The organism is Sodalinema sp. (genome assembly GCF_046483825.1).
Lineage (GTDB): Bacteria > Cyanobacteriota > Cyanobacteriia > Cyanobacteriales > Geitlerinemataceae > Sodalinema.
In genome coordinates this window covers 1-22,979 of the sequence record NZ_JAWOCL010000247.1, presented here as the reverse complement: position 1 = coordinate 22,979, position 22,979 = coordinate 1, and the positions used below count along the sequence as shown (strand labels likewise).

General features: G+C 52.3%; 16 protein-coding genes. 9 read left to right on the top strand and 7 right to left on the bottom strand.

All coding sequences use genetic code 11. The features are described from left to right. Positions 1 to 46: 46 nt before the first annotated feature. Together R6U67_RS15665 and trmB are read left to right on the top strand one after the other, a co-directional pair. Complete coding sequence (locus R6U67_RS15665; protein WP_410253414.1) at positions 47 to 1,180, top strand: 5-(carboxyamino)imidazole ribonucleotide synthase; 1,134 nt, start codon at positions 47 to 49, stop codon at positions 1,178 to 1,180. A gap of 86 nt (positions 1,181 to 1,266) precedes the next feature. Then, positions 1,267 to 1,902 (top strand): tRNA (guanosine(46)-N7)-methyltransferase TrmB, encoded by a 636-nt coding sequence (gene trmB / locus R6U67_RS15660; protein WP_410253413.1) that lies wholly within the window; start codon positions 1,267 to 1,269, stop codon positions 1,900 to 1,902. On the opposite strand, the gene purM is transcribed toward trmB, so the two are convergent. Then, complete coding sequence (gene purM / locus R6U67_RS15655) at positions 1,894 to 2,919, bottom strand: phosphoribosylformylglycinamidine cyclo-ligase (RefSeq protein ID WP_410253412.1); 1,026 nt, start codon at positions 2,917 to 2,919, stop codon at positions 1,894 to 1,896. The genes trmB and purM overlap by 9 nt on opposite strands. Before the next feature lie 468 nt (positions 2,920 to 3,387). Between purM and R6U67_RS15650 the strand changes: the two genes are divergently transcribed. After that, positions 3,388 to 4,143, top strand: coding sequence for a septal ring lytic transglycosylase RlpA family protein (locus R6U67_RS15650; RefSeq protein ID WP_410253411.1), 756 nt, complete (start codon positions 3,388 to 3,390; stop codon positions 4,141 to 4,143). A 119-nt stretch (positions 4,144 to 4,262) separates the two neighbouring features. After that, a complete protein-coding gene (locus tag R6U67_RS15645; protein ID WP_410253410.1) occupies positions 4,263 to 5,798 on the top strand; it encodes a bifunctional pantoate--beta-alanine ligase/(d)CMP kinase in 1,536 nt (511 codons plus the stop codon). Here R6U67_RS15645 and sbcD read toward each other — a convergent pair. The 3 genes from sbcD to R6U67_RS15630 form a co-directional block, all read right to left on the bottom strand. Further along, positions 5,795 to 7,039, bottom strand: a complete 1,245-nt coding sequence (sbcD, locus tag R6U67_RS15640; RefSeq protein ID WP_410253409.1) for an exonuclease subunit SbcD — start codon at positions 7,037 to 7,039, stop codon at positions 5,795 to 5,797. The two genes, R6U67_RS15645 and sbcD, sit on opposite strands and share 4 nt — an antisense overlap. 103 nt (positions 7,040 to 7,142) lie before the next feature. Further along, positions 7,143 to 7,754 (bottom strand): hypothetical protein, encoded by a 612-nt coding sequence (locus R6U67_RS15635; protein ID WP_410253408.1) that lies wholly within the window; start codon positions 7,752 to 7,754, stop codon positions 7,143 to 7,145. Then, positions 7,672 to 9,045, bottom strand: a complete 1,374-nt coding sequence (locus R6U67_RS15630; RefSeq protein WP_410253407.1) for a hypothetical protein — start codon at positions 9,043 to 9,045, stop codon at positions 7,672 to 7,674. The genes R6U67_RS15635 and R6U67_RS15630 overlap by 83 nt, the downstream gene beginning before the upstream one ends. Positions 9,046 to 9,908: 863 nt before the next feature. Here R6U67_RS15630 and psaA point away from each other — a divergent pair. The 5 genes from psaA (at position 9,909) to R6U67_RS15605 (ending at position 17,978) form a co-directional block, all read left to right on the top strand. After that, on the top strand, positions 9,909 to 12,164 hold the full coding sequence (psaA, locus tag R6U67_RS15625) for a photosystem I core protein PsaA (protein ID WP_410253406.1): 2,256 nt from the start codon (positions 9,909 to 9,911) through the stop codon (positions 12,162 to 12,164). Positions 12,165 to 12,192: 28 nt separating this feature from the next. Beyond that, positions 12,193 to 14,421: a photosystem I core protein PsaB gene (gene psaB / locus R6U67_RS15620; RefSeq protein WP_410253405.1), complete on the top strand. Its 2,229-nt coding sequence runs from the start codon at positions 12,193 to 12,195 to the stop codon at positions 14,419 to 14,421. Positions 14,422 to 14,619: 198 nt separating this feature from the next. Continuing rightward, positions 14,620 to 15,189, top strand: coding sequence for a Uma2 family endonuclease (locus tag R6U67_RS15615; protein WP_410253404.1), 570 nt, complete (start codon positions 14,620 to 14,622; stop codon positions 15,187 to 15,189). Positions 15,190 to 15,204: 15 nt separating this feature from the next. Next, complete coding sequence (gene uvrC, locus R6U67_RS15610) at positions 15,205 to 17,127, top strand: excinuclease ABC subunit UvrC (RefSeq protein WP_410253403.1); 1,923 nt, start codon at positions 15,205 to 15,207, stop codon at positions 17,125 to 17,127. 173 nt (positions 17,128 to 17,300) lie between these two features. Beyond that, on the top strand, positions 17,301 to 17,978 hold the full coding sequence (locus R6U67_RS15605) for a hypothetical protein (RefSeq protein ID WP_410253402.1): 678 nt from the start codon (positions 17,301 to 17,303) through the stop codon (positions 17,976 to 17,978). A gap of 35 nt (positions 17,979 to 18,013) precedes the next feature. On the opposite strand, the gene R6U67_RS15600 is transcribed toward R6U67_RS15605, so the two are convergent. From R6U67_RS15600 to R6U67_RS15590, 3 genes are all read right to left on the bottom strand, one after another. Next, positions 18,014 to 19,306, bottom strand: coding sequence for a glucosyl-3-phosphoglycerate synthase (locus tag R6U67_RS15600; protein WP_410253401.1), 1,293 nt, complete (start codon positions 19,304 to 19,306; stop codon positions 18,014 to 18,016). A 191-nt stretch (positions 19,307 to 19,497) separates the two neighbouring features. Beyond that, entirely contained in the window at positions 19,498 to 20,847 is a 1,350-nt protein-coding gene (locus tag R6U67_RS15595) for a hypothetical protein (RefSeq protein WP_410253400.1), read from the bottom strand. A 56-nt stretch (positions 20,848 to 20,903) separates the two neighbouring features. After that, entirely contained in the window at positions 20,904 to 22,532 is a 1,629-nt protein-coding gene (locus R6U67_RS15590) for a diguanylate cyclase domain-containing protein (RefSeq protein WP_410253399.1), read from the bottom strand. Positions 22,533 to 22,979 lie beyond the last annotated feature (447 nt).

Here is a 22,979-nt window from a genome sequence, read left to right as displayed (position 1 = left end):
AACTATTTAAAACCGGAATTGAAGAGTATTTAATGTTGATAAAACGATGAGTAAATCTAAACAAATTGTTGGAATTATTGGGGGCGGACAACTTGCCTGGATGATGGCGCAAGAAGCCCAAAAATTACAACTTCAAACCATCATTCAAACTCCGAATTCAGATGACCCAGCGGTTGGACTGGCGGATGAGGTTATTTTCGCCGATGTCGCGGATGTGGCGGCAACTCAGGAGTTGGCACAACGCTGCGATGTGATTACCTTTGAAAATGAATTTGTTGATTTAGTTGAGTTGGAAAAAATCAACAATTCTAATGTGTTGTTCCGTCCTCGTCTATCGGCGTTAAAACCGCTTTTAGATAAGTATGAGCAGCGTTGCTATTTGGATAACTTAACGTTACCCGTTCCTCATTTCTCTAAGTTGGAAAAAACCGAAAATGACTCGAATTTAATCACTTTCCCTTGCGTCATGAAAGCGCGGCGACATGGCTACGATGGTCAAGGAACGGTAATTTTGCACGATAGAACCCAGTTTGAGGAAACTTGGAAACGCTGGGGCTATCCGTCCGTCCTCATGGAAGAGTTTATCCCCTTTGAGCGTGAGTTAGCCGTCATGGCTGCTCGAAATCGTCAGGGAGAAATTGCCATTTATCCAATTGTGGAAACCCAACAAGAGAATCAAGTTTGTCGGCGCGTTGTTGCCCCGGCGGCGGTTTCCGAGGATGTGGTCAAGGATTGTCAGGCGATCGCGCGATCGCTCCTCAGCAATTTAGATGTAATCGGACTGTTTGGGATTGAACTCTTTTTAACTCCAGATGGGCGAGTCTTGGTCAATGAAATTGCACCGCGAACCCATAATTCGGGACATTTTTCTTTAGATGCTTGTGAAACGTCCCAATTTGCCCAAATTTTACGGGCGGTTTGTGATCTCCCCCTCGGTTCAACGACGATGACCTCTCCGGCGGCGGTGATGGTCAATTTGTTGGGATTTGAGACCGCAGAATCGGATTACCAACAAAGACGCGATCGCCTCGGCGGGTTTCCCCAGGCCCATGTCTATTGGTATGGTAAACGCCAATCTCGTCCCGGACGCAAATTAGGTCATGTTACGGTATTACTCGATCAGGTAGAAGAGGCGGGCCAGGTGGCGGCGGCGATCGAGGCAATTTGGCGGGGTGAATGACAATTCAGGCAATAAATGACCCGAGAAAATCCCCTGGTTGCCCAACTGTCATAAGATAATGAGATTGTCTTTAGGAGGTGTTGATCTTGTCTCCGGTTCGAGTTCGCCAACATGTTAATCCTCTCAGTCGTAAGTACCAACAACCGGTTCCCCTCCCGGATTGGTCTGACATTTACCAAAATCCTCAACAACCCCTACATTTAGATATTGGTTGTGCGCGAGGTCGTTTTCTCTACGAACTGGCCCCACAACAGCCGGATTGGAATTTTCTCGGTTTAGAGATTCGTCAGTCGTTGGTGGATGAAGCCAATCAATGGCGCGATCGCGACAACCTAACCAATCTTCACTATTTATATTGCAATATCAATGTCATGAGTGAAGCGTTACTGGGATCTCTCCCCGAGGGATGTCTCAAACGAGTCTCGATTCAATTCCCCGATCCCTGGTTCAAAAAACGCCACCATAAGCGTCGCGTGGTTCAACCGGAGTTAGTGGCCGATTTGGCCCGTTTCTTGGCCCCCGATGGGGAGATTTTCCTGCAATCGGATGTGGAGGAGGTGGCTATCGAGATGTGCGATCGCGTCTCGGAACATCCCGCCTTCACCGCCACCAGCGACGACTGGCTACCCGACAACCCTCTCCCGGTGGCGACGGAACGAGAAATCGCCACCTACAACAAAGGAGAACCGGTGTATCGCCGTCTTTTCCGTCGTTCAGCGTAACCCGAGAACTTCACCCTCGCCGTCGATGACTTCCCCCAACACCCAGGCCGGTTGCTGTTGAGTGTTGAGACTCGCCAGAGTCGCCTCCACATCCCTGGAGGAAACAACAACCACAAATCCGACTCCCATATTAAAGGTGTCGAACATGGCCTCGGGTGAGACGTTCCCCGCCTCAGCCAACCATTCAAATACGCGGGGAGTCTCCCAACCTTCGTAGTTAATGCGGACAGACTGCTTGTCTCCCAGACAGCGGGGTAGGTTTTCCGGGAGTCCGCCGCCGGTGATGTGGGCCATCCCATGAATCTCGATCGCCTGACGACGCAGTTCTAAGATCGGTTGGATATAGAGTTGGGTCGGCGTGAGAAATACCTCTCCCAAGGATTGTCCCTGCAACACCGGGGGACAGTCACTCCAGGAATAGCCCCCGTCGGTGATGATTTTCCGCACTAAACTATAGCCGTTGCTGTGAACTCCGGAACTGGGAAGGGCGATCGCCACATCTCCCACGTTCACCTGAGATCCGTCGAGAAGTTGCTCTTTTTCGACAATCCCGACGCAAAACCCGGCCATATCATATTCCCCATCGGGGTAAAATCCCGGCATTTCGGCGGTTTCTCCCCCTAATAAGGCACATCCCGCCTCACGACAGCCGATCGCAATCCCACTCACCACCTGGGCCAGTTGTTCGCTGTCGAGTTTTCCGGTGGCCAGGTAATCCAGAAAATACAGGGGTTCGGCCCCACTGGTGAGGACGTCATTGGCACACATCGCCACGAGATCGATCCCAACGGTGTCGTGGCGGTTCAGGGATTGGGCCAGTTTCAGTTTGGTCCCCACGCCGTCGGTTCCAGACACGAGAACTGGTTTCCGATAACCCTCGGGAAGTTCAAAATAGCCGCCAAATCCTCCCAGGCCTCCGAGAACCCCAGGACGATAGGTGTCTTTAACGAGGGATTCGATGCGGTTGACGAAGGCGCGACCGGCTTCGATGTTCACTCCAGCGTCCTGATAGTCCATGAGGCAGATTTCTTTAATGACATAATCGTGGGCTGCGATCGCGCGATCGCAACTGCAAGCTGCATTCTAGCTTAACCTTGCCCCTTTCTTGAAATCCTGACAACCCTATACCATATTTATGGTCATTTTTATGTGTTTTTTTGTTAAAGATTTGTTCTCGCGCAAGAAACGCTGAGCGCTTGACCAGTAAGGGGTTACAGCAGAAAATGCCCGAAAAGCGGATTGTAAACTTTTGATAAAGTTTAACCGCTTTTCGAGCGACTACTGATCCCCGATTCAAAATCTTCGTGTTATTCTGTTGCAGTTCCACCTACAACTTAAACACGAAATGAGTATGAGTTAGCTGTCGAGTGAGCAAAATCTGCCACTCAGACCGATCCGCCTCCTTGGGAGTTAGGCAGACTCCTTCGAGCGGCGGCGATCGCAGCGAACCAACCTCATACTCGCCAACACACCCCTAAACAGACCGTGGTGTGTACTGTACTCACTCAGGAGACGTTCCTATTTATGAGTTATCAACTTTGGAGAAACTTCACGGTGGCCTTAGCTATTTCCGGACTGGGAAGCTCGGCTCAACTGGTCAACGCCCAGGAGAGCGCGGCTGCACGTTACCTCCCCCTTGCCGCTGAAGCAACTGTTTCGGAGCTGGCACAAGGAGAAAACGGAGTAGAAAACACCGTGACGTCCTCTCCAACCGCTGAGGAGAGGCTCATTGCGAATCGAGAACAAATCGAGAATGCTAACTCGGGCATCGAACAACTCTCATTCGCCCCGAGTCAGGTTCTAGATAACTCCAGTTTACTAGAGGCCTTAGCCCCCCCGCAACCAGAAGTTTTAGGAACCGTAGCTTCGGAAACTCATCAAGCCTATCGCGAAGCCGGAACCTCTGAAAAACCCGCTACTGCTGCTCCCAAATCCGAGCCAGTTGTTCACGAAGAACAAGGAATCGCCTCCTGGTATGGACCCGGTTTTGAAGGGAACCGAACCGCCAACGGTGAAATTTTCAATAGTCAAGAGATCACGGCGGCTCATTTAGAATTACCCTTTGGAACCGAAGTTCGCGTGACGAACCTCAACAATGGTCGTTCTCTTGTCGTCCGTATCAACGATCGCGGCCCCTACACCGGCGGACGGGTGATTGACCTCTCCGCCCGAGCAGCCGAAGAACTCGGTATGATTCATACCGGAACCGCTCCCGTGGTTCTCGAAGTTCTCGCGAACTAACCCTTGACAGTTGGCCCAGAATCGTTAACAGTGGATGGTTTGGAAGGGTGCATCTTTAACCTAACCCTTGAGACCTCCCGAGCGGTTAATCGCAATTTACTGTTAACAGTCGCAGGGTCATGGAAAAACTGACCACCATTGCTGAATTACGCCACTATCGGCACCAGTTGCCCCCTGATGCCCGCCTGGGGTTGATCCCCACGATGGGCAATCTCCATCAGGGGCACTTAAGCCTCATTCAGCAGGGGCGATCGCAGAATGACCAGGTTATCGTCAGCATCTTCGTTAACCCACTCCAATTCGGCCCCAACGAAGACCTCGATCGCTATCCCAAAACCCTAGACGCCGATCTACAGCATTGCCGGGAACTAGGCGTTGATGCCGTCTTTTGCCCCCGGCCCCAGGACTTGGGAATCGCCTCGGGAGAGTCCTCCCTAACCACCGTGGTGCCACCCCAACACTTAACCTCAGTTCTCTGTGGGCGATCGCGTCCCGGACATTTCCAAGGGGTGGCCACCATTGTCAGCAAACTCTTCAACCTGATTCAGCCCCATCGCGCCTACTTTGGCGAAAAAGACGCTCAGCAACTGGTGATTATCCGTCACCTCGTGGCGGATCTCAATTTTCCTGTAGAGATTATTGGCTGTCCCATTGTCCGGGAAGCCTCAGGACTCGCCTATAGTTCCCGTAACCAATACCTCAGCGATCGCCAACAGGACCAAGCCAGCGCCCTATTTCGCGGCTTAAAGTCGGCCCGCCAGCAATTTGAAGCCGGACAACGCCAGGCCCAATCCCTACTCGCCGCCGTCAACGCTGAACTGGCCAAAGTTCCCCAAATCACCCCCGAATATATCGCACTGGTTGACCCCCAAACCCTACAACCCATAGAAACCATCAACCAACAAGGACGACTTCTCATCGCCGCCCACCTCGGTTCCACTCGCCTAATTGATACCATGCTGTTAACAGTCCGCCAACCCACCATCCGCCAACCCATTGTTGCCATCGATGGCCCCGCCGGGGCGGGTAAATCCACCGTCACCCGACAAGTCGCTGATCGCTTGGGCCTTCTGTACTTAGATACTGGAGCCATGTATCGGGCTGTAACCTGGTATATCCTCGAATCGGGTATTGCGATCGAGGATGAAGCCCATATCGCCCAGGCCCTAGACAATTGCCAGATTCGCCTCGAACCCCAAGCCGACAGTCCCCAATGTCGCGTTTGGGTGAATCAGCATGATGTCACCCAAGCCATTCGCAGCCCTGACGTCACCGCCAAGGTGTCCACCGTTGCCGCGTTCTCCGCTGTGCGTCGGTTTTTAGTGCAACAACAACAAGACTATGGCGCGGCTGGGGGCTTAGTAGCCGAAGGACGGGATATGGGAACTCAGGTCTTTCCCCAGGCCGATGTCAAGATTTTCCTGACCGCTTCCGTTGCCGAACGAGCCAGACGGCGCAAGTTGGATTTAGAAAAGCAGGGCTATGAGGTTGACCTCTCTCAGTTAGAAGCCGAAATTGCCAAGCGGGATCAGCAAGATAGCACTCGGGCGTTGTCTCCCTTACAAAAGGCTGAGGATGCGATCGAAATTCAAACCGATGATTTGACCATTGAGGATGTAGTCCATAAGATTCTCAGCCATGTCCCCAACTCCTAACGAGACTCACGAAATAGGGGTAGCTGCTCTTCATGCAGGAGATGTTCAGCGGCCTTGACGACATCGTCGCGGATATCTCGTAGGTCTTCTCGGTTGTCGAGATAGGCGTGCAGAGCATCGAGGGGATCGATGGCCCGGCCACTTAGGGAGGGAATCCGGGGACGACTCAGTTGACTGATCAGTTCGGGCTGAATTGTGGCACTATGGGCGCTTTTGAGGGCTTTGCGAAGCTCAGAGGTGTTGATGCGATCGAGTTGATCGGCTCGTAGTTTGTAGCGTAGCCGCACCACGCGATCGCCGATATCGCTCTTGTTTAGGGCTTTCAAGAGCGTGGCTTGGGGATCGTCGGCTTCGGAAACATCGATCGACAGGGTAAAGAAGGCTCGCACGGGAAGGGGACAGAACTCCCAGTTACAGCCACCAACGGTTACATCGGCCAGGACATAGCCTTTCTCTTCTTTCTCTTCACTAAAATCAACCCGTTCAATACTTCCTGGATAGACGACCGGGGGATCGTTACTGGGATTGAGATTTTGGTGTTTGTGGACATGACCGAGGGCTACATAGTCAAATTCGTGACGAACTAGCAGAGATAGGGGAATCGTAAAGCCTTTACTCACCGCCAGGAGGCGTTCGGCCCCAAATTTGGCTTTGTCACTCATGAGATGGCCCAGGAGGATGGTGGGACAGTCGCGATCGCGTTTGCGGATTTCTCCTTCTAGGGCAATTCGCAGCCGTTCGGCTAATAACTCGTTGATTTCGGCAATGGAGAGGCCTTGACTTTCGGGACGAGTCAGGAGGGTTGAACTGGTAAGCCAGGGTAAGGTGATGACTTGGATGGGACCGCTACGGGTGGAGATGTGATGGAGATCGAGGCGATCGCCGACAATGAAGTTCGGGACAGCCAGAGTCCGATAAATGCCGAGACTGGCACTTCCGTCGGCCAGGGAGTAGCGATCGTGATTTCCCACTAGGAGAACGGTGGGGATGTTGGCTTCGGCCAGCCGATGAAATTCTCGGGCGAAGGCTTCGGCGATATAGGGCGGCGGGGTGGCGTCGGGAAAGGCATCGCCTCCAAATAGAACTAAATCGACCGGTTCGGCGAGGGCGCGATCGATACAACGTTTGAGGGTTCCGATGAAGTCCAGCAGACGGGTGTTCAGGCCAGTGTCTGGGTCGATTTTGCCGTGGGAAAAGCCGCTACCGAGATGAATGTCTGAAAGATGGAGAATTTTAACCATGATTTACAATCCAAAAAAAGACACTTTAAAATAAGCAAGAAAAACTAAATTAAACTTTTGAATTAGATATTTTTGGGGATTTATAATGTCCCGTTTTATATGTCTAATTTTGTAGATCTGGCGGCAAGGGGTCGGGAACGAGACGACTCAATCCTGCGGTTCCGCCCCGGTCTATATCTAGGCGACAACGGATTGGAGATCCTTGAAACTGACAGGTATAGGCGGCGAGAAGCCGTTGGGGTTGTTGACGACTGAACACTCGCAGGTCGTAGCCATAGGAACGGGCGACGACGCCCATTTGATAGACAAATTGATAGCGTTCGAGATAGTCGAGAGGGGTCCAAAATTGCGGGTTAATCACCAGATCAATGCGTTGTTCTTCAGGATAGGCGAGCCAGGTGTCCAGGAGTGAGCCACCAAACTGCTCGGCGGCCCACCATAAACTCGGTTCGGTCAGATGGTCTTGGGAGACGGTATCGGGACGGATAATGGGTTCCTCGAAGAGATCGGGAGAGCGATCGAGATGATCAAGGTTGAGGGGATCGCTGGCCGGTTGGGGAATTGAGGACACTTCGGCTACGCTATGAGTCGCCACTAGGACGGTCATTAGGGTGGCGATCGCCAGACTGAGTTTAGTCCTCAGGCTGAACCGCTGGCGTGGCGGCTTCGGCTTCGCTTGGTGTTTCGCTTGGTGTTTCGGTTTCCGCTTCGTCAATGGCCTCGTTATTGGCGGGATCGCTGTTATTGTCCGCTTCTTGTGAGGCGGACGTGGGAGAGATGTTTTCTGGGGCTGACTGGTCTGAGGTGTCGGCTGGCCCGTTGACTGGGGTGGGGACGGATTCGTCACCGCTGACGTCAGCCTCGGTTGCGTTTTTGGCGGCTGGGGACGGTGTTGTTTCCTCGGGTTCGTCGGGGATGAGGATGTCTGGGGTCGCTTCAGGTTCGACAATTTCGGGAAGGGTGTCTTCAGGCGTTAGAACGGGTTCGGGTTGAATCTCGGGTTCGGGTTCAAGGCTGGGTGGGTTGGTGTCCGGCTTAGTCTCCGGGGTGAGGACAATGGTGGGATCGATGATGCTTTCGGCTTCTTGGGAATTGAGTTGACCTTTCACCAGTTGGGAGAGGGGATTGTTCCCGTCGGGATCATAGGTGATCAAGGCGGCGGTGGTGTTAAAGGTGTTTTGTAGGGGTTCGCCACTCTCATCGATAAATTCTAGCTTGACCCAGTTGGTTCCGGGTTGGAAGCCTTTGAGGTAGAAGGGTTGCCAGCGATCGCTCACGAAGCTATAGCCGTTAATGGTGGCTCGGACACGCCAGTCGGGAATCTCATCGGCGTCAAATTCTTGGGCGACGAGATGTAGGGGAGCGTTGGTGAGGTAGAAGTCGAGCAGGATCGGTTCGGCGTTGTAGATCCCTCGGGGCTGGTTATAGGTGAGGAGGGGACGGTTGGGATCGGGCTGATGGCTGCCGGTTTTGGTATATAAATGGAAGCTGGTTTGGGCGTAGGCTCCTTCGTTTTTGAAGCTTTCATGCCAGGGACGTACGGCGAAGGCCCGCAGGGTATGGGTTCCGGCGCTTAGGTCGTTGAGGATGATCGGCTGGTCGAGGTTGTGGATGGGGTCGAGGGGGCGATCGTCGAGGATGAGTTGGATGTAAGGACCTAGGCCGAGGGTCTTGTTTTTGAAGATGGGTAGGTCTTGGACGTCGAGTTGGATGTTGACTTGGCTCGTCCGCAGGACTTCGTCGGGACGGGGTTGCTTGATGCGGACTTGGGGACGGTAGCGATCAAGGGCGATTTTGAGTTGGGCGATCGCCTCGGGGGGGGAGACTTCGGTTAGTTCGACGGGAGGGGCGATCGCCTCCGCTGTTCGCCTGGGACGAGTTCCTGACTCGATGCTGAGATCCGGTTGACTACATCCCCAGAGTCCCAGGACGACAAGCAGGACTAGGGCTAGTTGTCGCGATAGCCATGTTTTCCACAGTGATGGGCGATCGTCACGATTCAGCACGCCTGAAACACTCCCTCGAAATAACAACGTCCATGACAAATCACTGGACTTGCCAGTCACTATAGCGGAAAATGCCCAAACTGCGTCACCTTCACAGGCTGAAAACTCCTTTGGGCGCGTCCGAGCTGGGGCAACGAGTTGGTCGCTTTGAGAGCCAGCCGTCCATCCTGTACTATGGTGTGTACTATATATAGATCTCGACTTGCTACGTCTCTGTGCAATTTATTAAAACAATTTAACTTTTGTAAAGTTAATGTTACGTTACTTGACTTACCGGGCAAATTTTACTAGCGCACATCAAGAAAAAATAAAAAGAAATCGTTTGAATTATTCCGAAAGAAGACCTATAATCACAAACATAGATTCTCGGTAACAGCCGCAGAACGTTCAGTCTAGCTCTTAAGCCCTCGGGTTTAGAGTGACGGAAACATCAACTTCCCTAATATGAAGCTGACTGCAAGCGACATAAAAGATAAAAAACGTAATATGGGATTTAAAAATCCCAAGTTATCACATCCAAGACTGCGGAAGTTGGTTAGAATGTTTTGTGGCGAAACGTTACTCACGACAACGAGTCTAAAAGCCTCCCCATCATTCGGGAGACATTCTAAGCAGATTTATCTGTGATAGAATGCGTTTCACGTAGTACCGGAGGGCATCCGGGAACTCATCTCAAATCCAACGCATTGTGCGTTAAACTTTTGAGAGAAATGCCTGGAGAGAGCCATCGAGCTAAGGATGTGAGGAAACAAGCATCAGTAGCCGGTCAAGCCGAACCAGGAATCTAGTACCGCAAGGTCTAGAGCATCCCCACGCCTTTAGGCTGGTGAGTATGTCAATGGTCTAGAGAGAGGAGAGACTCGATGACGATTAGTCCCCAGGAGCGGGATGCAAAAGTCAAAGTCGAGGTCGACAAGAACCCGGTTCCAACTTCTTTCGAGAAGTGGGGCAAACCCGGTCACTTCGATCGCACTTTGGCGCGAGGTCCAAAAACCACCACTTGGATTTGGAACCTCCATGCAGACGCTCATGATTTCGACAGTCAAACCAACGACTTAGAAGAAGTATCGCGCAAAATCTTTAGCGCCCACTTCGGTCAACTGGCAGTCATTTTTATCTGGTTAAGCGGTGCCTATTTCCACGGCGCACGCTTCTCCAACTATGAAGCTTGGTTAACCGATCCCACCGGGATCAAACCGAGTGCCCAAGTAGTCTGGTCCATCGTGGGTCAAGACATCCTCAACGCCGACGTTGGTGGTGGCTTCCACGGGATTCAAATTACCTCTGGCTTGTTCCAACTCTGGCGTGCCAGCGGCATCACCAACGAGTTCCAACTGTACTGCACCGCCATCGGTGGTTTAGTCATGGCGGCTCTGATGCTGTTCGCCGGTTGGTTCCATTACCACGTCAGTGCACCGAAACTGGAATGGTTCCAAAACGTGGAATCGATGATGAACCACCACCTGGCTGGTTTACTCGGACTTGGCTCCTTAGGTTGGGCCGGTCACCAAATCCACGTTTCGCTTCCCATTAATAAACTTCTGGATGCTGGTGTTGCACCGCAGGATATTCCCCTGCCGCACGAGTTTATCCTTGATACAAGCAAAATGGCGGAACTGTACCCCAGTTTTGCCAAAGGTTTAACCCCGTTCTTCACCTTGAACTGGGGCGAATATGCAGACTTCCTAACCTTCAAAGGTGGCTTGAACCCCCAAACCGGTGGTCTCTGGCTGAGCGACACGGCACACCATCACTTGGCGATCGCCGTCTTGTTCATCATCGCTGGCCATATGTACCGAACCAACTGGGGTATCGGTCACAGCATGAAGGAAATCCTGGAAGCCCATAAAGGGCCGTTCACCGGAGAAGGTCACAAAGGACTTTATGAGATCCTGACCACCTCCTGGCACGCTCAACTCGCGATTAACCTCGCGATGCTGGGTTCCCTGAGCATCATTGTGGCTCACCACATGTATGCCATGCCTCCTTATCCGTACATTGCGACGGATTACCCGACACAACTGTCGCTGTTTACCCACCATATGTGGATTGGCGGCTTCCTAGTCGTCGGTGCAGGCGCTCACGCTGCCATCTTCATGGTTCGTGACTATGATCCTGCCAAAAACGTGGATAACCTGCTCGATCGGGTCATCCGCCATCGAGATGCAATCATTTCTCACCTGAACTGGGTTTGTATCTTCTTGGGCTTCCACAGCTTTGGACTCTACGTCCATAACGACACCATGCGTGCCTTTGGTCGTCCTCAAGATATGTTCTCCGACACGGGGATCCAGCTTCAGCCAATCTTTGCCCAATGGGTTCAACACCTACACACCTTGGCACCGGGAAATACAGCTCCCAACGCCCTAGCAAGTGTGAGTCCTGCCTTTGGCGGCGATGTCGTCGCGGTGGGTGGAAAAGTCGCCATGATGCCGATTGAACTCGGTACAGCTGACTTCCTGGTTCACCACATTCATGCGTTCACGATTCACGTGACCGTGCTGATTCTGCTCAAAGGCGTGCTGTTTGCTCGCAGCTCTCGCCTAATTCCCGACAAATCCGAGCTAGGCTTCCGCTTTGCTTGCGACGGTCCGGGACGTGGCGGTACCTGCCAAGTGTCGGGTTGGGACCACGTGTTCTTGGGTCTGTTCTGGATGTACAACAGCCTCTCCATCGTCATCTTCCACTTCAGTTGGAAAATGCAATCCGATGTTTGGGGAACAGTTGGTGCAGACGGTTCGGTGTCCCACATCACCTATGGCAACTTTGCCCAAAGCGCCATTACCATTAATGGATGGTTGCGCGACTTCCTGTGGGCGCAAGCCTCTCAGGTAATCGGTTCCTACGGTTCAGCCTTGTCTGCCTATGGACTGCTGTTCCTCGGTGCTCACTTCGTTTGGGCATTCAGCCTCATGTTCCTCTTTAGTGGACGTGGCTACTGGCAAGAGCTAATTGAGTCGATCGTTTGGGCTCACAACAAGCTCAAAGTCGCTCCCGCGATTCAACCCCGCGCCCTGAGCATCATTCAAGGTCGGGCCGTTGGCGTCGCCCACTATCTGTTAGGTGGGATTGCCACAACCTGGGCATTCTTCCTGGCACGGATCATTTCAGTAGGATGATACTCGCACGCATCTCCTTGTAGGACTTATGGCAACGAAATTCCCAAAATTTAGCCAAGACTTGGCCCAGGATCCAACCACACGGCGGATCTGGTACGGGATTGCTACGTCGCACGATTTCGAAAGCCATGATGGTATGACGGAAGAAAATCTTTATCAAAAGATTTTCGCGTCCCACTTCGGACACCTCGCCATTATCTTTCTGTGGACCTCAGGCAACCTCTTCCATGTCGCTTGGCAAGGCAACTTCGAGCAGTGGATCAAAGATCCCCTCAACATCCGTCCCATCGCCCACGCGATTTGGGATCCTCAATTCGGTCAAGGCGCTGTTGATGCCTTCACTCAAGCCGGGGCATCTAACCCGGTCAACATCGCTTACTCCGGCGTGTACCACTGGTGGTACACCATCGGAATGCGCACCAACAACGACCTTTACCAAGGGTCGATCTTCCTTCTGGTTCTGGCGGCTGTCATGCTCTTCGCGGGCTGGCTGCACCTGCAACCGAAATATCGTCCGAGCCTTTCTTGGTTCAAAAATGCTGAGTCTCGCCTGAACCACCACCTCGCGGGTCTGTTCGGAGTTAGCTCACTGGCTTGGACCGGTCACCTGGTGCATGTCGCCATCCCTGAATCTCGGGGTCAGCATGTGGGTTGGGATAACTTCCTCAGCACCATGCCTCACCCGGCCGGACTGAAGCCCTTCTTCACCGGTAACTGGGGCGTCTATGCTCAGAGTCCTGACACCGCAAGCCATGTCTTTGGCACGTCTGAAGGTGCAGGAACCGCTATCTTGACCTTCTTGGGTGGCTTCCACCCGCAAACCGAGTCCCTGTGGCTGACGGATATGGCGCATCACCATCTGGCGATCGCCGTCCTGTTCATCGTCGCAGGTCACATGTACCGCACCAACTTTGGTATCGGTCACAGCATTAAAGAGATCCTCGGCGCTCACAATCCCCCCAAAGGCACTCCTTTCGGCGGAATGTTGGGTGAAGGTCACAAAGGTCTCTACGACACCATCAACAACTCGCTGCACTTCCAACTGGGTCTGGCTCTCGCCTCCTTAGGTGTGATTACCTCCCTGGTGGCGCAGCACATGTACGCTCTGCCTCCCTACGCCTTCATGGCGAAGGACTACACCACCATGGCAGCGTTGTACACCCATCACCAGTACATTGCTGGCTTCCTGATGGTTGGGGCATTTGCTCACGGCGCAATCTTCTTTGTCCGTGACTATGATCCCGAAACGAACAAAAACAATGTTCTGGCTCGGATGCTGGATCATAAAGAGGCTCTCATTTCTCACCTGAGCTGGGTGTCTCTGTTCCTCGGCTTCCATACCTTGGGACTCTATGTTCACAACGACGTCGTCGTTGCTTTCGGTACCCCCGAAAAACAAATCCTGATTGAGCCGGTCTTCGCCCAATGGGTTCAGGCCGCATCGGGTAAAGCCCTCTACGGCTTTGATGTTCTTCTGTCGAACCCCGACAGCATTGCTACCACCGCTTGGCCCAACCATGCCAACGTGTGGCTACCCGGTTGGTTGGATGCCATCAACAGTGGTTCCAACTCCCTCTTCCTGACCATTGGTCCTGGTGACTTCTTAGTTCACCATGCGATCGCCCTCGGTCTGCATACCACCACCTTGATTCTCGTCAAAGGTGCTTTGGATGCCCGTGGTTCTAAGCTGATGCCGGACAAAAAAGACTTCGGTTACAGCTTCCCCTGTGATGGTCCGGGTCGTGGCGGTACGTGCGACATCTCTGCTTGGGATGCCTTCTATCTCGCCATGTTCTGGATGCTGAACACCTTAGGTTGGTTGACCTTCTACTGGCACTGGAAACACCTCACCGTTTGGCAAGGTAACGTTGCCCAGTTTAATGAGTCGTCCACCTATCTGATGGGTTGGTTCCGCGATTACCTGTGGTTGAACTCTTCTCAGTTAATCAACGGCTACAATCCCTTCGGTGTCAATAACCTCTCGGTTTGGGCTTGGATGTTCCTGTTCGGTCACCTGGTTTGGGCGACAGGCTTCATGTTCCTCATCTCTTGGCGGGGTTACTGGCAAGAACTCATCGAAACCTTGGTTTGGGCACACGAGCGCACTCCTCTGGCGAACCTAGTTCGTTGGAAAGACAAGCCCGTTGCACTCTCCATCGTTCAGGCTCGGGTTGTGGGTCTAGCTCACTTTACTGTGGGGTATATCTTCACCTACGCGGCCTTCCTGATTGCCTCAACGGCTGGTAAGTTCGGTTAATCTGAACCCCTCTGTGTAGGATAATCGACAAGACCTCCTCTCTTCCCGAGAGGGGGTTTTGTTTGCTTAAGGGGAACTGGAATTTATTCTGTCATTTTAGTCATAGCAAATAAGACTAGATATATATTAAAATCAATGTAATGCCAAGACTTTAGTTTATTTAACCGTCCCTATTCAATTGTCAATTGTTAAGTCTCTATGGTGACAACAGTTTCCCAATGCCGATCGCTGGCAGAGTTTCTGCAACAGCCCGAAACCACACCCGCCCGTGAGTATATTCGGGGACAAATTGTTCAAAAACCGATGCCGAAAGGGAAACATAGCCGTTTACAAGCTAAATTGCTAGAACGTATCAATCAAGTGGGAGAAGCCACTCAGTTGGCTTATGGGTTCCCAGAATTGCGTTGGACCGTTGGCGATCGCTCCCTGGTTCCAGATATCGCCGTGTTTCGTTGGCATCGGATTCCCCTAGATGAAGCGGGAGAATTTGCCAATGATTTCTCCATCGCCCCCGATTGGATCATTGAAATTCTCTCCCCCAATCAACAGCCAAATCAGGTGATTGGTAAAATCCTATATGGGTTGGAGTCGGGAACTGAACTGGCCTGGTTAATCGATCCCGGCGATCGCAGTGTTCTGATGTTTCAGCCCCGAGAACAACCCCAACTCAGGATTGAAGATGAGCCATTGACCCTATTGTCTGGCCTTGACCTAAACCTGACAGCAGCCGAAATCTTCAACGGGTTAAAACTCCCGACGACTCCTTGACGATCGCGTTGAGACATGATAAAGACACGACCCCTTCCCCTCCTAGACCAACCCGATCGCCTCGAACAACGTCTTAAAGATATCCCCCCAGAACCGGGAGTCTATCTGATGCGGGATGACGGCGATCGCATCCTCTATATTGGCAAATCCAAACGCCTCCGCAGCCGCGTACGCTCCTACTTTCGCCAATCCCAACCCCTGAGCGATCGCATCGCCCTCATGGTTCACCAAGTCTGTGATATCGAGTTTATCGTCACCGACAGCGAAGCAGAAGCCCTAGCCCTCGAAGCCAACCTCATCAAACAACATCAACCCCAATTCAACGTCCTCCTCAAAGACGACAAAAAATATCCCTATCTCTGCATTACCTGGTCCGAAGACTATCCCCGTATCTTCATCACCCGCAAACGACGCATCGCCAACCCCAAAGACCGCTACTACGGCCCCTACGTCGATACCCGCCAACTCCGCAGTACCCTCAACCTCGTCAAACGCATCTTCCCCTTGCGTCAACGACCCAAACCCCTCTTCAAAGACCGGCCCTGTCTCAACTACGACATTGGCCGCTGTCCCGGAGTCTGCCAACAACTGATTACCCCCGAGGCCTATCATCAAATCGTCGAGAAAGTGGCCATGGTCTTCCAAGGACGTATCGGCGAACTCGAAACCCTCCTCAACCAGCAGATGCAAACCGCCGCTGCACAACTCGAATTTGAGAAAGCCGCCGAAGTGCGCGATCGCCTGCAAGGCCTACAATCCCTCGGCGTTGACCAAAAAGTCGCCCTCCCCGATGACCGCATTTCCCGAGATGCGATCGCCCTGCGTCTCGGAGAACGCCACGCCTGCATTCAACTGTTCCAAATCCGGGCCGGAAAACTCATCAGCCGCCTCGGCTTCATCGCCAACGCCGACGATCCCGGTTCCATCCTGCAACGAGTTCTCGAAGAACATTATCGCAACCTTGACCCCGTCGAAATTCCCAGCACCATTCTCCTGCAACATCCCCTCCCCGACGCCGATCTCCTAGAAACCTGGCTCAGCCAAACCCGAGGCCGGAAAGTCACCCTAGAAGTCCCCCAGCGGCAACAAAAAGCCGAACTCATTGCCATGGTTGAACGCAACGCCGGCTACGAACTGGCCCGACTCGAACGGGGCGATCGCCGCAACCAAGAAGCCCTACAAGACCTGGCCCAGCTTCTCGGACAGTCGCCCCCACCCCGCCGCCTCGAATGTTACGACATCTCCCATAGCCAAGGCTCCAACGCCGTCGCCTCCCGAGTGGTCTTTCTCGATGGACATCCCGCCAAACAAGAGTACCGCCATTACAAAATCCGCAACCCCGAAATTCGTAGCGGCCATTCCGACGACTTCGCCAGTTTAGCCGAAGTCTTGCAGCGGCGCTTCCGTGACTACGAATCCCCCAAAACCCTGATCGAGTCCCCAGATTATCCTGACTTAGTCGTGATTGACGGTGGCAAAGGTCAACTCTCCGCCGTCATGAAAATCTTAAAAGAGATGGGACTCGATCAGGTTCTGCGCGTCATCAGTTTAGCCAAACAACGGGAAGAGATTTTCACCCCAGGCGTCTCCCAACCCTTAGACAGCCATCCTGAACAACCTGGCGTGCAACTCTTACGGCGATTGCGGGATGAGTCTCACCGCTTTGCGATCAGCTTCCATCGTCAGCAGCGAAGTCAACGGATGCGGCGATCGCGCCTCGACGAGATTCCCGGCCTCGGATTTCAGCGTCAGCAGCAATTACTGGCTCATTTTCATTCCCTGGATTATCTCATGCAGGCTTCCCCCGACCAGTTAGCCGAGGTTCCCGGAATTGGCAAACGACTCGCAGCGGAGATTTATGACTATTTTCATGAGTCCACTACCGTCCGTCCGTCCCTTAACCTCGAAAACCTCCATCAAAATAGACAAATCAAATAAGACGCTAAAAAATCAGAATTTGCCTCTATAAAAGAATTATGTGCCTGCTAAATGTAAAATCTTAAATGTCAATTTGAGTTCAAGCTGGGACAGAGGTGATACCATAAGCCAAGTCAGAAACGGTCAAATCACTACCATTTTCAACCGCATTATTTACTGGGGAGTCGAAACGAATGATCCATCCTTGGCGCTGGATAATCTGGGGGATTCTGGTCTCTTTGCCGATTTTAGGGGCCTGTAGCCCGGTGACGGAGTCTGGTGATGACGAGACTCCCACCGCGACTCCTGAGATGACCGGTGAGTCGACCCCTCAGCCGGAAGAGAACTCATCCTCAGATCTTCCCTCGCAAGACACGGAAGAGACGGAAGAGACGGACGAAACAAACGACACAAATGACACAGAAGAGTCCATTCCCGGAGACGGAAAAACCTATCGTCATCCCGAAGGAATCTTCGAAATTTCCTTTCCCAAGCACTATGCTCACCAACCCCAAGCCAATGGCGTTAGCTTCTTATCCGCGAATGGTGAGTTTGGGGGCGAAGTGACCTATTTCGAGACGCAAGAGACTCTAACCATCGATGACTTGGAAGAGTTGTATCGTCAACGGACTCAAACAGCCATTCGGGAGATGGCTTGGCAACGTTCCGAACTGCAACCTGATGGTAGTGTTCGCCTCGACTGGCGAGGAAAGAATGCCTCAGGACAGGATCTCGATGCCATCGGCTATATTGAACAGCATGGCGATCGCGTCTATGTCCTGAACCTGTATGGCATCAACGAGTCTTATGATATTTATGTTGAGGACAGCCGCCTGATTGTCGGCAGCTATCAGGTCGATCGCAACCCCTAGTGCCACTTAACTCATCCCCAGAACCAACCCAAACCCTATGGGTTAGCTGAACTATGCAGCGGATCAAGAGGATGGACCGAGAGCATCGGTTCAAGTATGCTCTCAGAGGGATGGGTGTAGGCCATAGCATCTTGACTATCGGCGATGGTGGCGGCCCGCAGTTCTTCCCGCAGTTCCGGCATGACGGCGATGGCCCGCGTCCAGTCCGGAATTTGCGCCCCAGCCGGATTCAGGAAATACTCCTCTCCAGCTTCGAGAATCAGTTTATCGAAGACTTCAACGATGTTCTCCTCTTCATGGCGATCGTAGGGGAGATTATTAAACAAAGCATCCACAAAATACTGGCGGGTATAGTCTTGAGCCTCCCGTCGGAATTTAACCCGCAAGGCCCGGATGTGATCCATTGAAATAATCACCCGTTCCGTTTCCGTCAGGGTTCGTAACACCGATTGCAGGATATCCCGACACATTTTTTGCAGTCCTTCCTGACTCGATTGGCCAAGAGACTGATGTTTATGGTCGAAAATCCCTAAATCGACCTGGGAAATCCGTTTTTCGGCCACGTTGCGATAGACTTCCGCCAACATACCAATTTCTAAGCCCCAGTTGCCCGGAATCCGCGTCGTTAGGGCTAAATCGCCACTTAGGGCAAATTCCCCAGAGAGAGGATAGCGATAGGAACTGAGATAGCGTAGATAGTTTTGATACCCAAAGATTTCAATCAGGGCCGTCAGGAGGGGGGTCACAAATAACCGCGCCACTCGTCCATTGAGGCTACGGCGATCGCTACTGAGACGAGCATAATAGGCTTTATTGAAGGCAATCCCACATTCTTTTTCCAGGAGTGGGAAGAGCAGTTTGAGGGGATAGGAGCGATCGTAGGTAATAATGTCGGCATCATGAAGGGCGATCGCATCAGCTTCTAAGGATGCAACCCCAAGTCCCAACCAAACGGCTTTCCCCTTCCCTTTGAAGCGGACAATATCTAAGCCGCGATCGCGCAGGCGTTCTAAAATCCCTTGGATTCGCGGGCCATTTTCCCAAATGACCAGAGTTTTTTGCGGCAGAGAACGGAAAAACTCAACGGCTTTGGCATATTGATCCAAACTATCGGCATAGACCGATAGAACAACGGTTTTAACGAAATGGCATTCCCGCAGATGATTGCGAATATGAGCCAACGCCGGCCGTTCAAGTTCGTCGTAGAGTGCCGGAATCAGCACAGCCGTCGGGAACTGTTCACTCAGTTGTGTGGCGCGGCTTTCAAGAAACTCCAGGTTACAGCCAAAATCATGAATGGTTGTGATGAGTTCTTGCTTGTAATCCATATCACCAATTCCTGATCGAGTATTGCTCTTTCAGATTATGAAATAAATCTAAAGATTTTGATGTCAGCGATGATACCAATTAGACAGCAAGCTCCACAAACCCGCTGCCTGTTGCCCCTTGGCTTCTTCCCCCCTGTTTGCTGTTCACTGTTCCCTGTTCCCTGTTCCCTGTTCCCTGTTCCCTGTTCCCTCTAATGATTCACCGTCAACCGTCCCGGCATTGGCATGGCCCGCCGTTTCAAATGAGGGACGAGATTAAACCGTTGTCCGAGATCGAGAACCACATGGGGGTCATTGGTATATAGACCCACTTCTGGAGTATTACTAGCCACATGACAGAGGAGATGATGGCTACCGAGAAGCGCCCAATCGCGATCGCAGACCACAATACGCTCTGCCGTCCCCAACAACTTGAGCGTCAGTCGTTTATAGCGTTTCTTCAACTCCAACAGTTGCGGTAACAGACGATAGTAGCCATGAGGATCTCGTTCAGGCTGATAGCGCCAGCCCCCATCCTTGAGGGCAATCGGACGAGTGGTGTTGCGGGCGCGTCCCACATCGGCCCGACGACCCCAACCAAAGCTCACAAAGACATTTTGCGACAAAATGTTGTCTAAGGCTTGCAGAAACGACTCAGCACGAACGGGATCGAGTTCCAACCAAGGGGTCACAATCACCACATGTTCCTTACCTTGATTGAGAGCCTCAAACAGATAATCAGAGGCATCCTCACTCACCACTCGGTAGCGGTAGGGCAAAACCGACTCCAGACGACGATCAATTTCCGAGAGCCAATGTTGTGCCGTATGAGTTCGCAGATGGGTCACCGCTTCAGTCAACTGCTGCACTTGAGGCGAGAGGAGGGACTGTTGCTGTTGAACTTGGCTAAGCTGTTGCTCAAGCAGCCGCTGTTGCTGGTGTAGAGGCGCGATCGCCTGATCGCTAATCTGCCGAGCCACTCGGCTGGCGGTCGGTTCAACATCGCGCCGTAGGGTATCGAGTTCGGCTCGCAAACGGTCTAGGGAGGTGTTGGTGTGGTGACTGAGGTTATAGACCCCCTGACGTAGAATCCCAAAGGCCTCTTTGATTTTCTCGCGATCGTCCCCCATTTCCTCAACCATCCCCGCCTGCTGGCCTTGCAACTCCAGCGTGGCATCACTCAGACGACGCACACAGGCTTCAATTTCCATCATGCGATCGGCCAGAGGCAGGGTTTGCAGGGAATCCTGGATCTCGTGAAGCTCTGATCGCAATTCTCGGGCGTCGGTTTGAGATAAAAGATTGCGCTCTCGCAGATCCTGAAGGCGACGAGAACGGTTAATGATGTTAAACGAGAGAGCAAACACTGGCGGAACAATGGCTAACACCAGTTCCTGAAAGACGATCGCACCCGCTACCCCTCCCCCACAGGCAATGATGGAAATGGTTTCGGCGGCTTCGGTCCAGGGCCATTTCCGCGATCGCGAAACCTGGGAGCCGTCAGGAAGCGTGTCCCGGAGCGGTTTCCCCTCAAACCGAGAGAACAGGGTGAATTTTGCCATATTGCCTCTGGGTAGATCGCCCCGTATTATAGCAGTTTTGACCTGGGCTGAGCGTCTTAATCAGTTTGAGCAAAGTCAGCGGCGTTAGCCAGACAAACACGATTGCGCCCTTGCTCTTTAGCTCGATACAGAGCGGAATCAGCAGCGGCGATGAGGAGTTTGGGACTCGCTTCAGGAAAGGGAACGTGACTGGCTACCCCAATACTCACCGTCACCTGATGGGAGATGGAGCTGTTGCCATGAGAGCCGATATCTAAAATGGGCATATGGGCGATCTGCGATCGCACCTGTTCGGCCAGAAACTGCGCCCCCGTCTCCGTAGTATCGGGGAGGATAATCGCAAACTCTTCCCCTCCATAGCGAGCCACCAAATCTGTCGATCGCTGCATCGATTTTTTTAGGCTTTGAGCCACTTGTTGTAAGCATTGATCACCGGCTAGATGCCCATAGGTATCGTTATACTGTTTAAACCAATCAATATCGAGCAAAATCAGAGATAAGGGCGCCTGCGATCGCAGTAATCGTCGCCATTCATGATCGAGATACGCATCAAACCGGCGACGGTTGCAAATCTGCGTCAAACCATCTTGAGTGGCTAACTCACTCAGTTCACGGTTCGCGATTTGCACTTGTTCGTAGAGTTGTGCTTGTTGAATTGCGATCACAAGCTGGGTGGCCAATTGGGGCAACAGATTAATCTCGTCGGTTTGCCATTGTCGAGGATGATAACATTGATGCACCATCAACAATCCCCAAGGTTCTCCTGCATTCAGGTCCTTCTCGCCACCCTCAGCTTCAACATCTTGAGTCAGAATAATCGGCATAACTAGGCGAGCGCGAACTTTAAAAAAGTCCATTAACTGCTGCAAACCCGGTTCAAGATTAGCCTTTTGCATATCTTCAATCACTAAAACCTGACCCGACAAATAATCTCGGTGGCATTTTTGATCCACAAGCCAAGGATCGCTGAGAACCCAATCAATCATTGAGGGAATCTCAGCATTACGCGCCTCTTGTAAAATCTCTCCCTTCCCATCTTCATTGATTCTACAAATGATGACCCGATCCGCTTCTAAAAATTCCATTAAGCTTTGAACGGTACTATGAAGAATATCTTGTAAGTCTAACGATTTGCGAATCTGTTGCGCAATCTGACCGACGACAATTTCCCGCTGTTGTCGAAGTCGCTGCCGTTCTTGTTCATATAAGCGATCTTCTTCAATGGCGATCGCCCGCGCAATCAGGCTTAAAATCCGTGTTTGCTCGGAGGTGACAGGGTTGAGTGGATCATGACGCATCGAAAGCTTGCCATGAATGTCATCGGTAATGACCCAATTCTGGCTCACCCCGTCCGTTTGACATTTACAGGCTGGACAGCGAAGTAGATTGAGGGGTGGTGAATCACCAGGATGATCTAACTGACGACGGCTACAAGTTGACCGACTCGAATCATCCATAATGCAGGTCAGAGACTCCTGTCCAGGCTTCTTAACCGGCTCGGTTTGAGAACGGCTTTGATAACACGCACAAAGGCCCCCAGTTAACTCACGACCTAAGTTAACAAGGCGATGGATATTTTCTAGGGGATTACTGCTAAAGCTTAAAAAACAGCGAATTAGCTCAGTTAAATCATCAGGGTTTAAGTCGTCCAGTTCTTGGGGACTAAATGGAACAGGAGAAGCCATTGACAACGGAGGAGCTGTGATCGGCATCGATAGGAGAGACGTCCCAAAATTCACGTAAAACTCCTGGGAGGGTTGGAAGCTCCGTGATTGATCGCGGAGAGGAAAACCGACTCAAGCGGCTTTAGCCGCCAGCACCCCCTTGCGGGGTGGAGGGGTATGGTTGCCCCTCCATGGAGCTATGGTTGGCTCCGACTCCCTTGCGGGGTAATGTTTGCTATGCGCTAACGCGCACGCTGCGCGAACGCTAATGTTCAGAGTCGGTACTTTCCCAATCGCACTGTCTTAACCCCTTAGGACTGTTTAACGATTCGGTTCTAGAGCCGAGAACTAGCACGCATTCCCGGGTAGGAACTTTAACTCTTGCTCTGAACGTAGCCAGTTAAGGCTTAAGCTGGTCAGCTACCTGAAGGGGAGGGCACGAAGCCCCCGTGCTTCAGCCGGGGGTGC

Bases quoted from the DNA above. Each gene is read 5' to 3' on its own strand.
- psaA (WP_410253406.1), top strand. From the start codon at position 9,909: ATGACGATTAGTCCCCAGGAGCGGGATGCAAAAGTCAAAGTCGAGGTC.
- uvrC (WP_410253403.1), top strand. From the start codon at position 15,205: ATGATAAAGACACGACCCCTTCCCCTCCTAGACCAACCCGATCGCCTC.
- purM (WP_410253412.1), bottom strand. From the start codon at position 2,919: ATGGACTATCAGGACGCTGGAGTGAACATCGAAGCCGGTCGCGCCTTC.
- R6U67_RS15605 (WP_410253402.1), top strand. From the start codon at position 17,301: ATGATCCATCCTTGGCGCTGGATAATCTGGGGGATTCTGGTCTCTTTG.
- R6U67_RS15595 (WP_410253400.1), bottom strand. From the start codon at position 20,847: ATGGCAAAATTCACCCTGTTCTCTCGGTTTGAGGGGAAACCGCTCCGG.
- R6U67_RS15615 (WP_410253404.1), top strand. From the start codon at position 14,620: ATGGTGACAACAGTTTCCCAATGCCGATCGCTGGCAGAGTTTCTGCAA.
- R6U67_RS15600 (WP_410253401.1), bottom strand. From the start codon at position 19,306: ATGGATTACAAGCAAGAACTCATCACAACCATTCATGATTTTGGCTGT.
- R6U67_RS15590 (WP_410253399.1), bottom strand. From the start codon at position 22,532: ATGGCTTCTCCTGTTCCATTTAGTCCCCAAGAACTGGACGACTTAAAC.
- psaB (WP_410253405.1), top strand. From the start codon at position 12,193: ATGGCAACGAAATTCCCAAAATTTAGCCAAGACTTGGCCCAGGATCCA.
- R6U67_RS15665 (WP_410253414.1), top strand. From the start codon at position 47: ATGAGTAAATCTAAACAAATTGTTGGAATTATTGGGGGCGGACAACTT.
- sbcD (WP_410253409.1), bottom strand. From the start codon at position 7,039: ATGGTTAAAATTCTCCATCTTTCAGACATTCATCTCGGTAGCGGCTTT.
- R6U67_RS15645 (WP_410253410.1), top strand. From the start codon at position 4,263: ATGGAAAAACTGACCACCATTGCTGAATTACGCCACTATCGGCACCAG.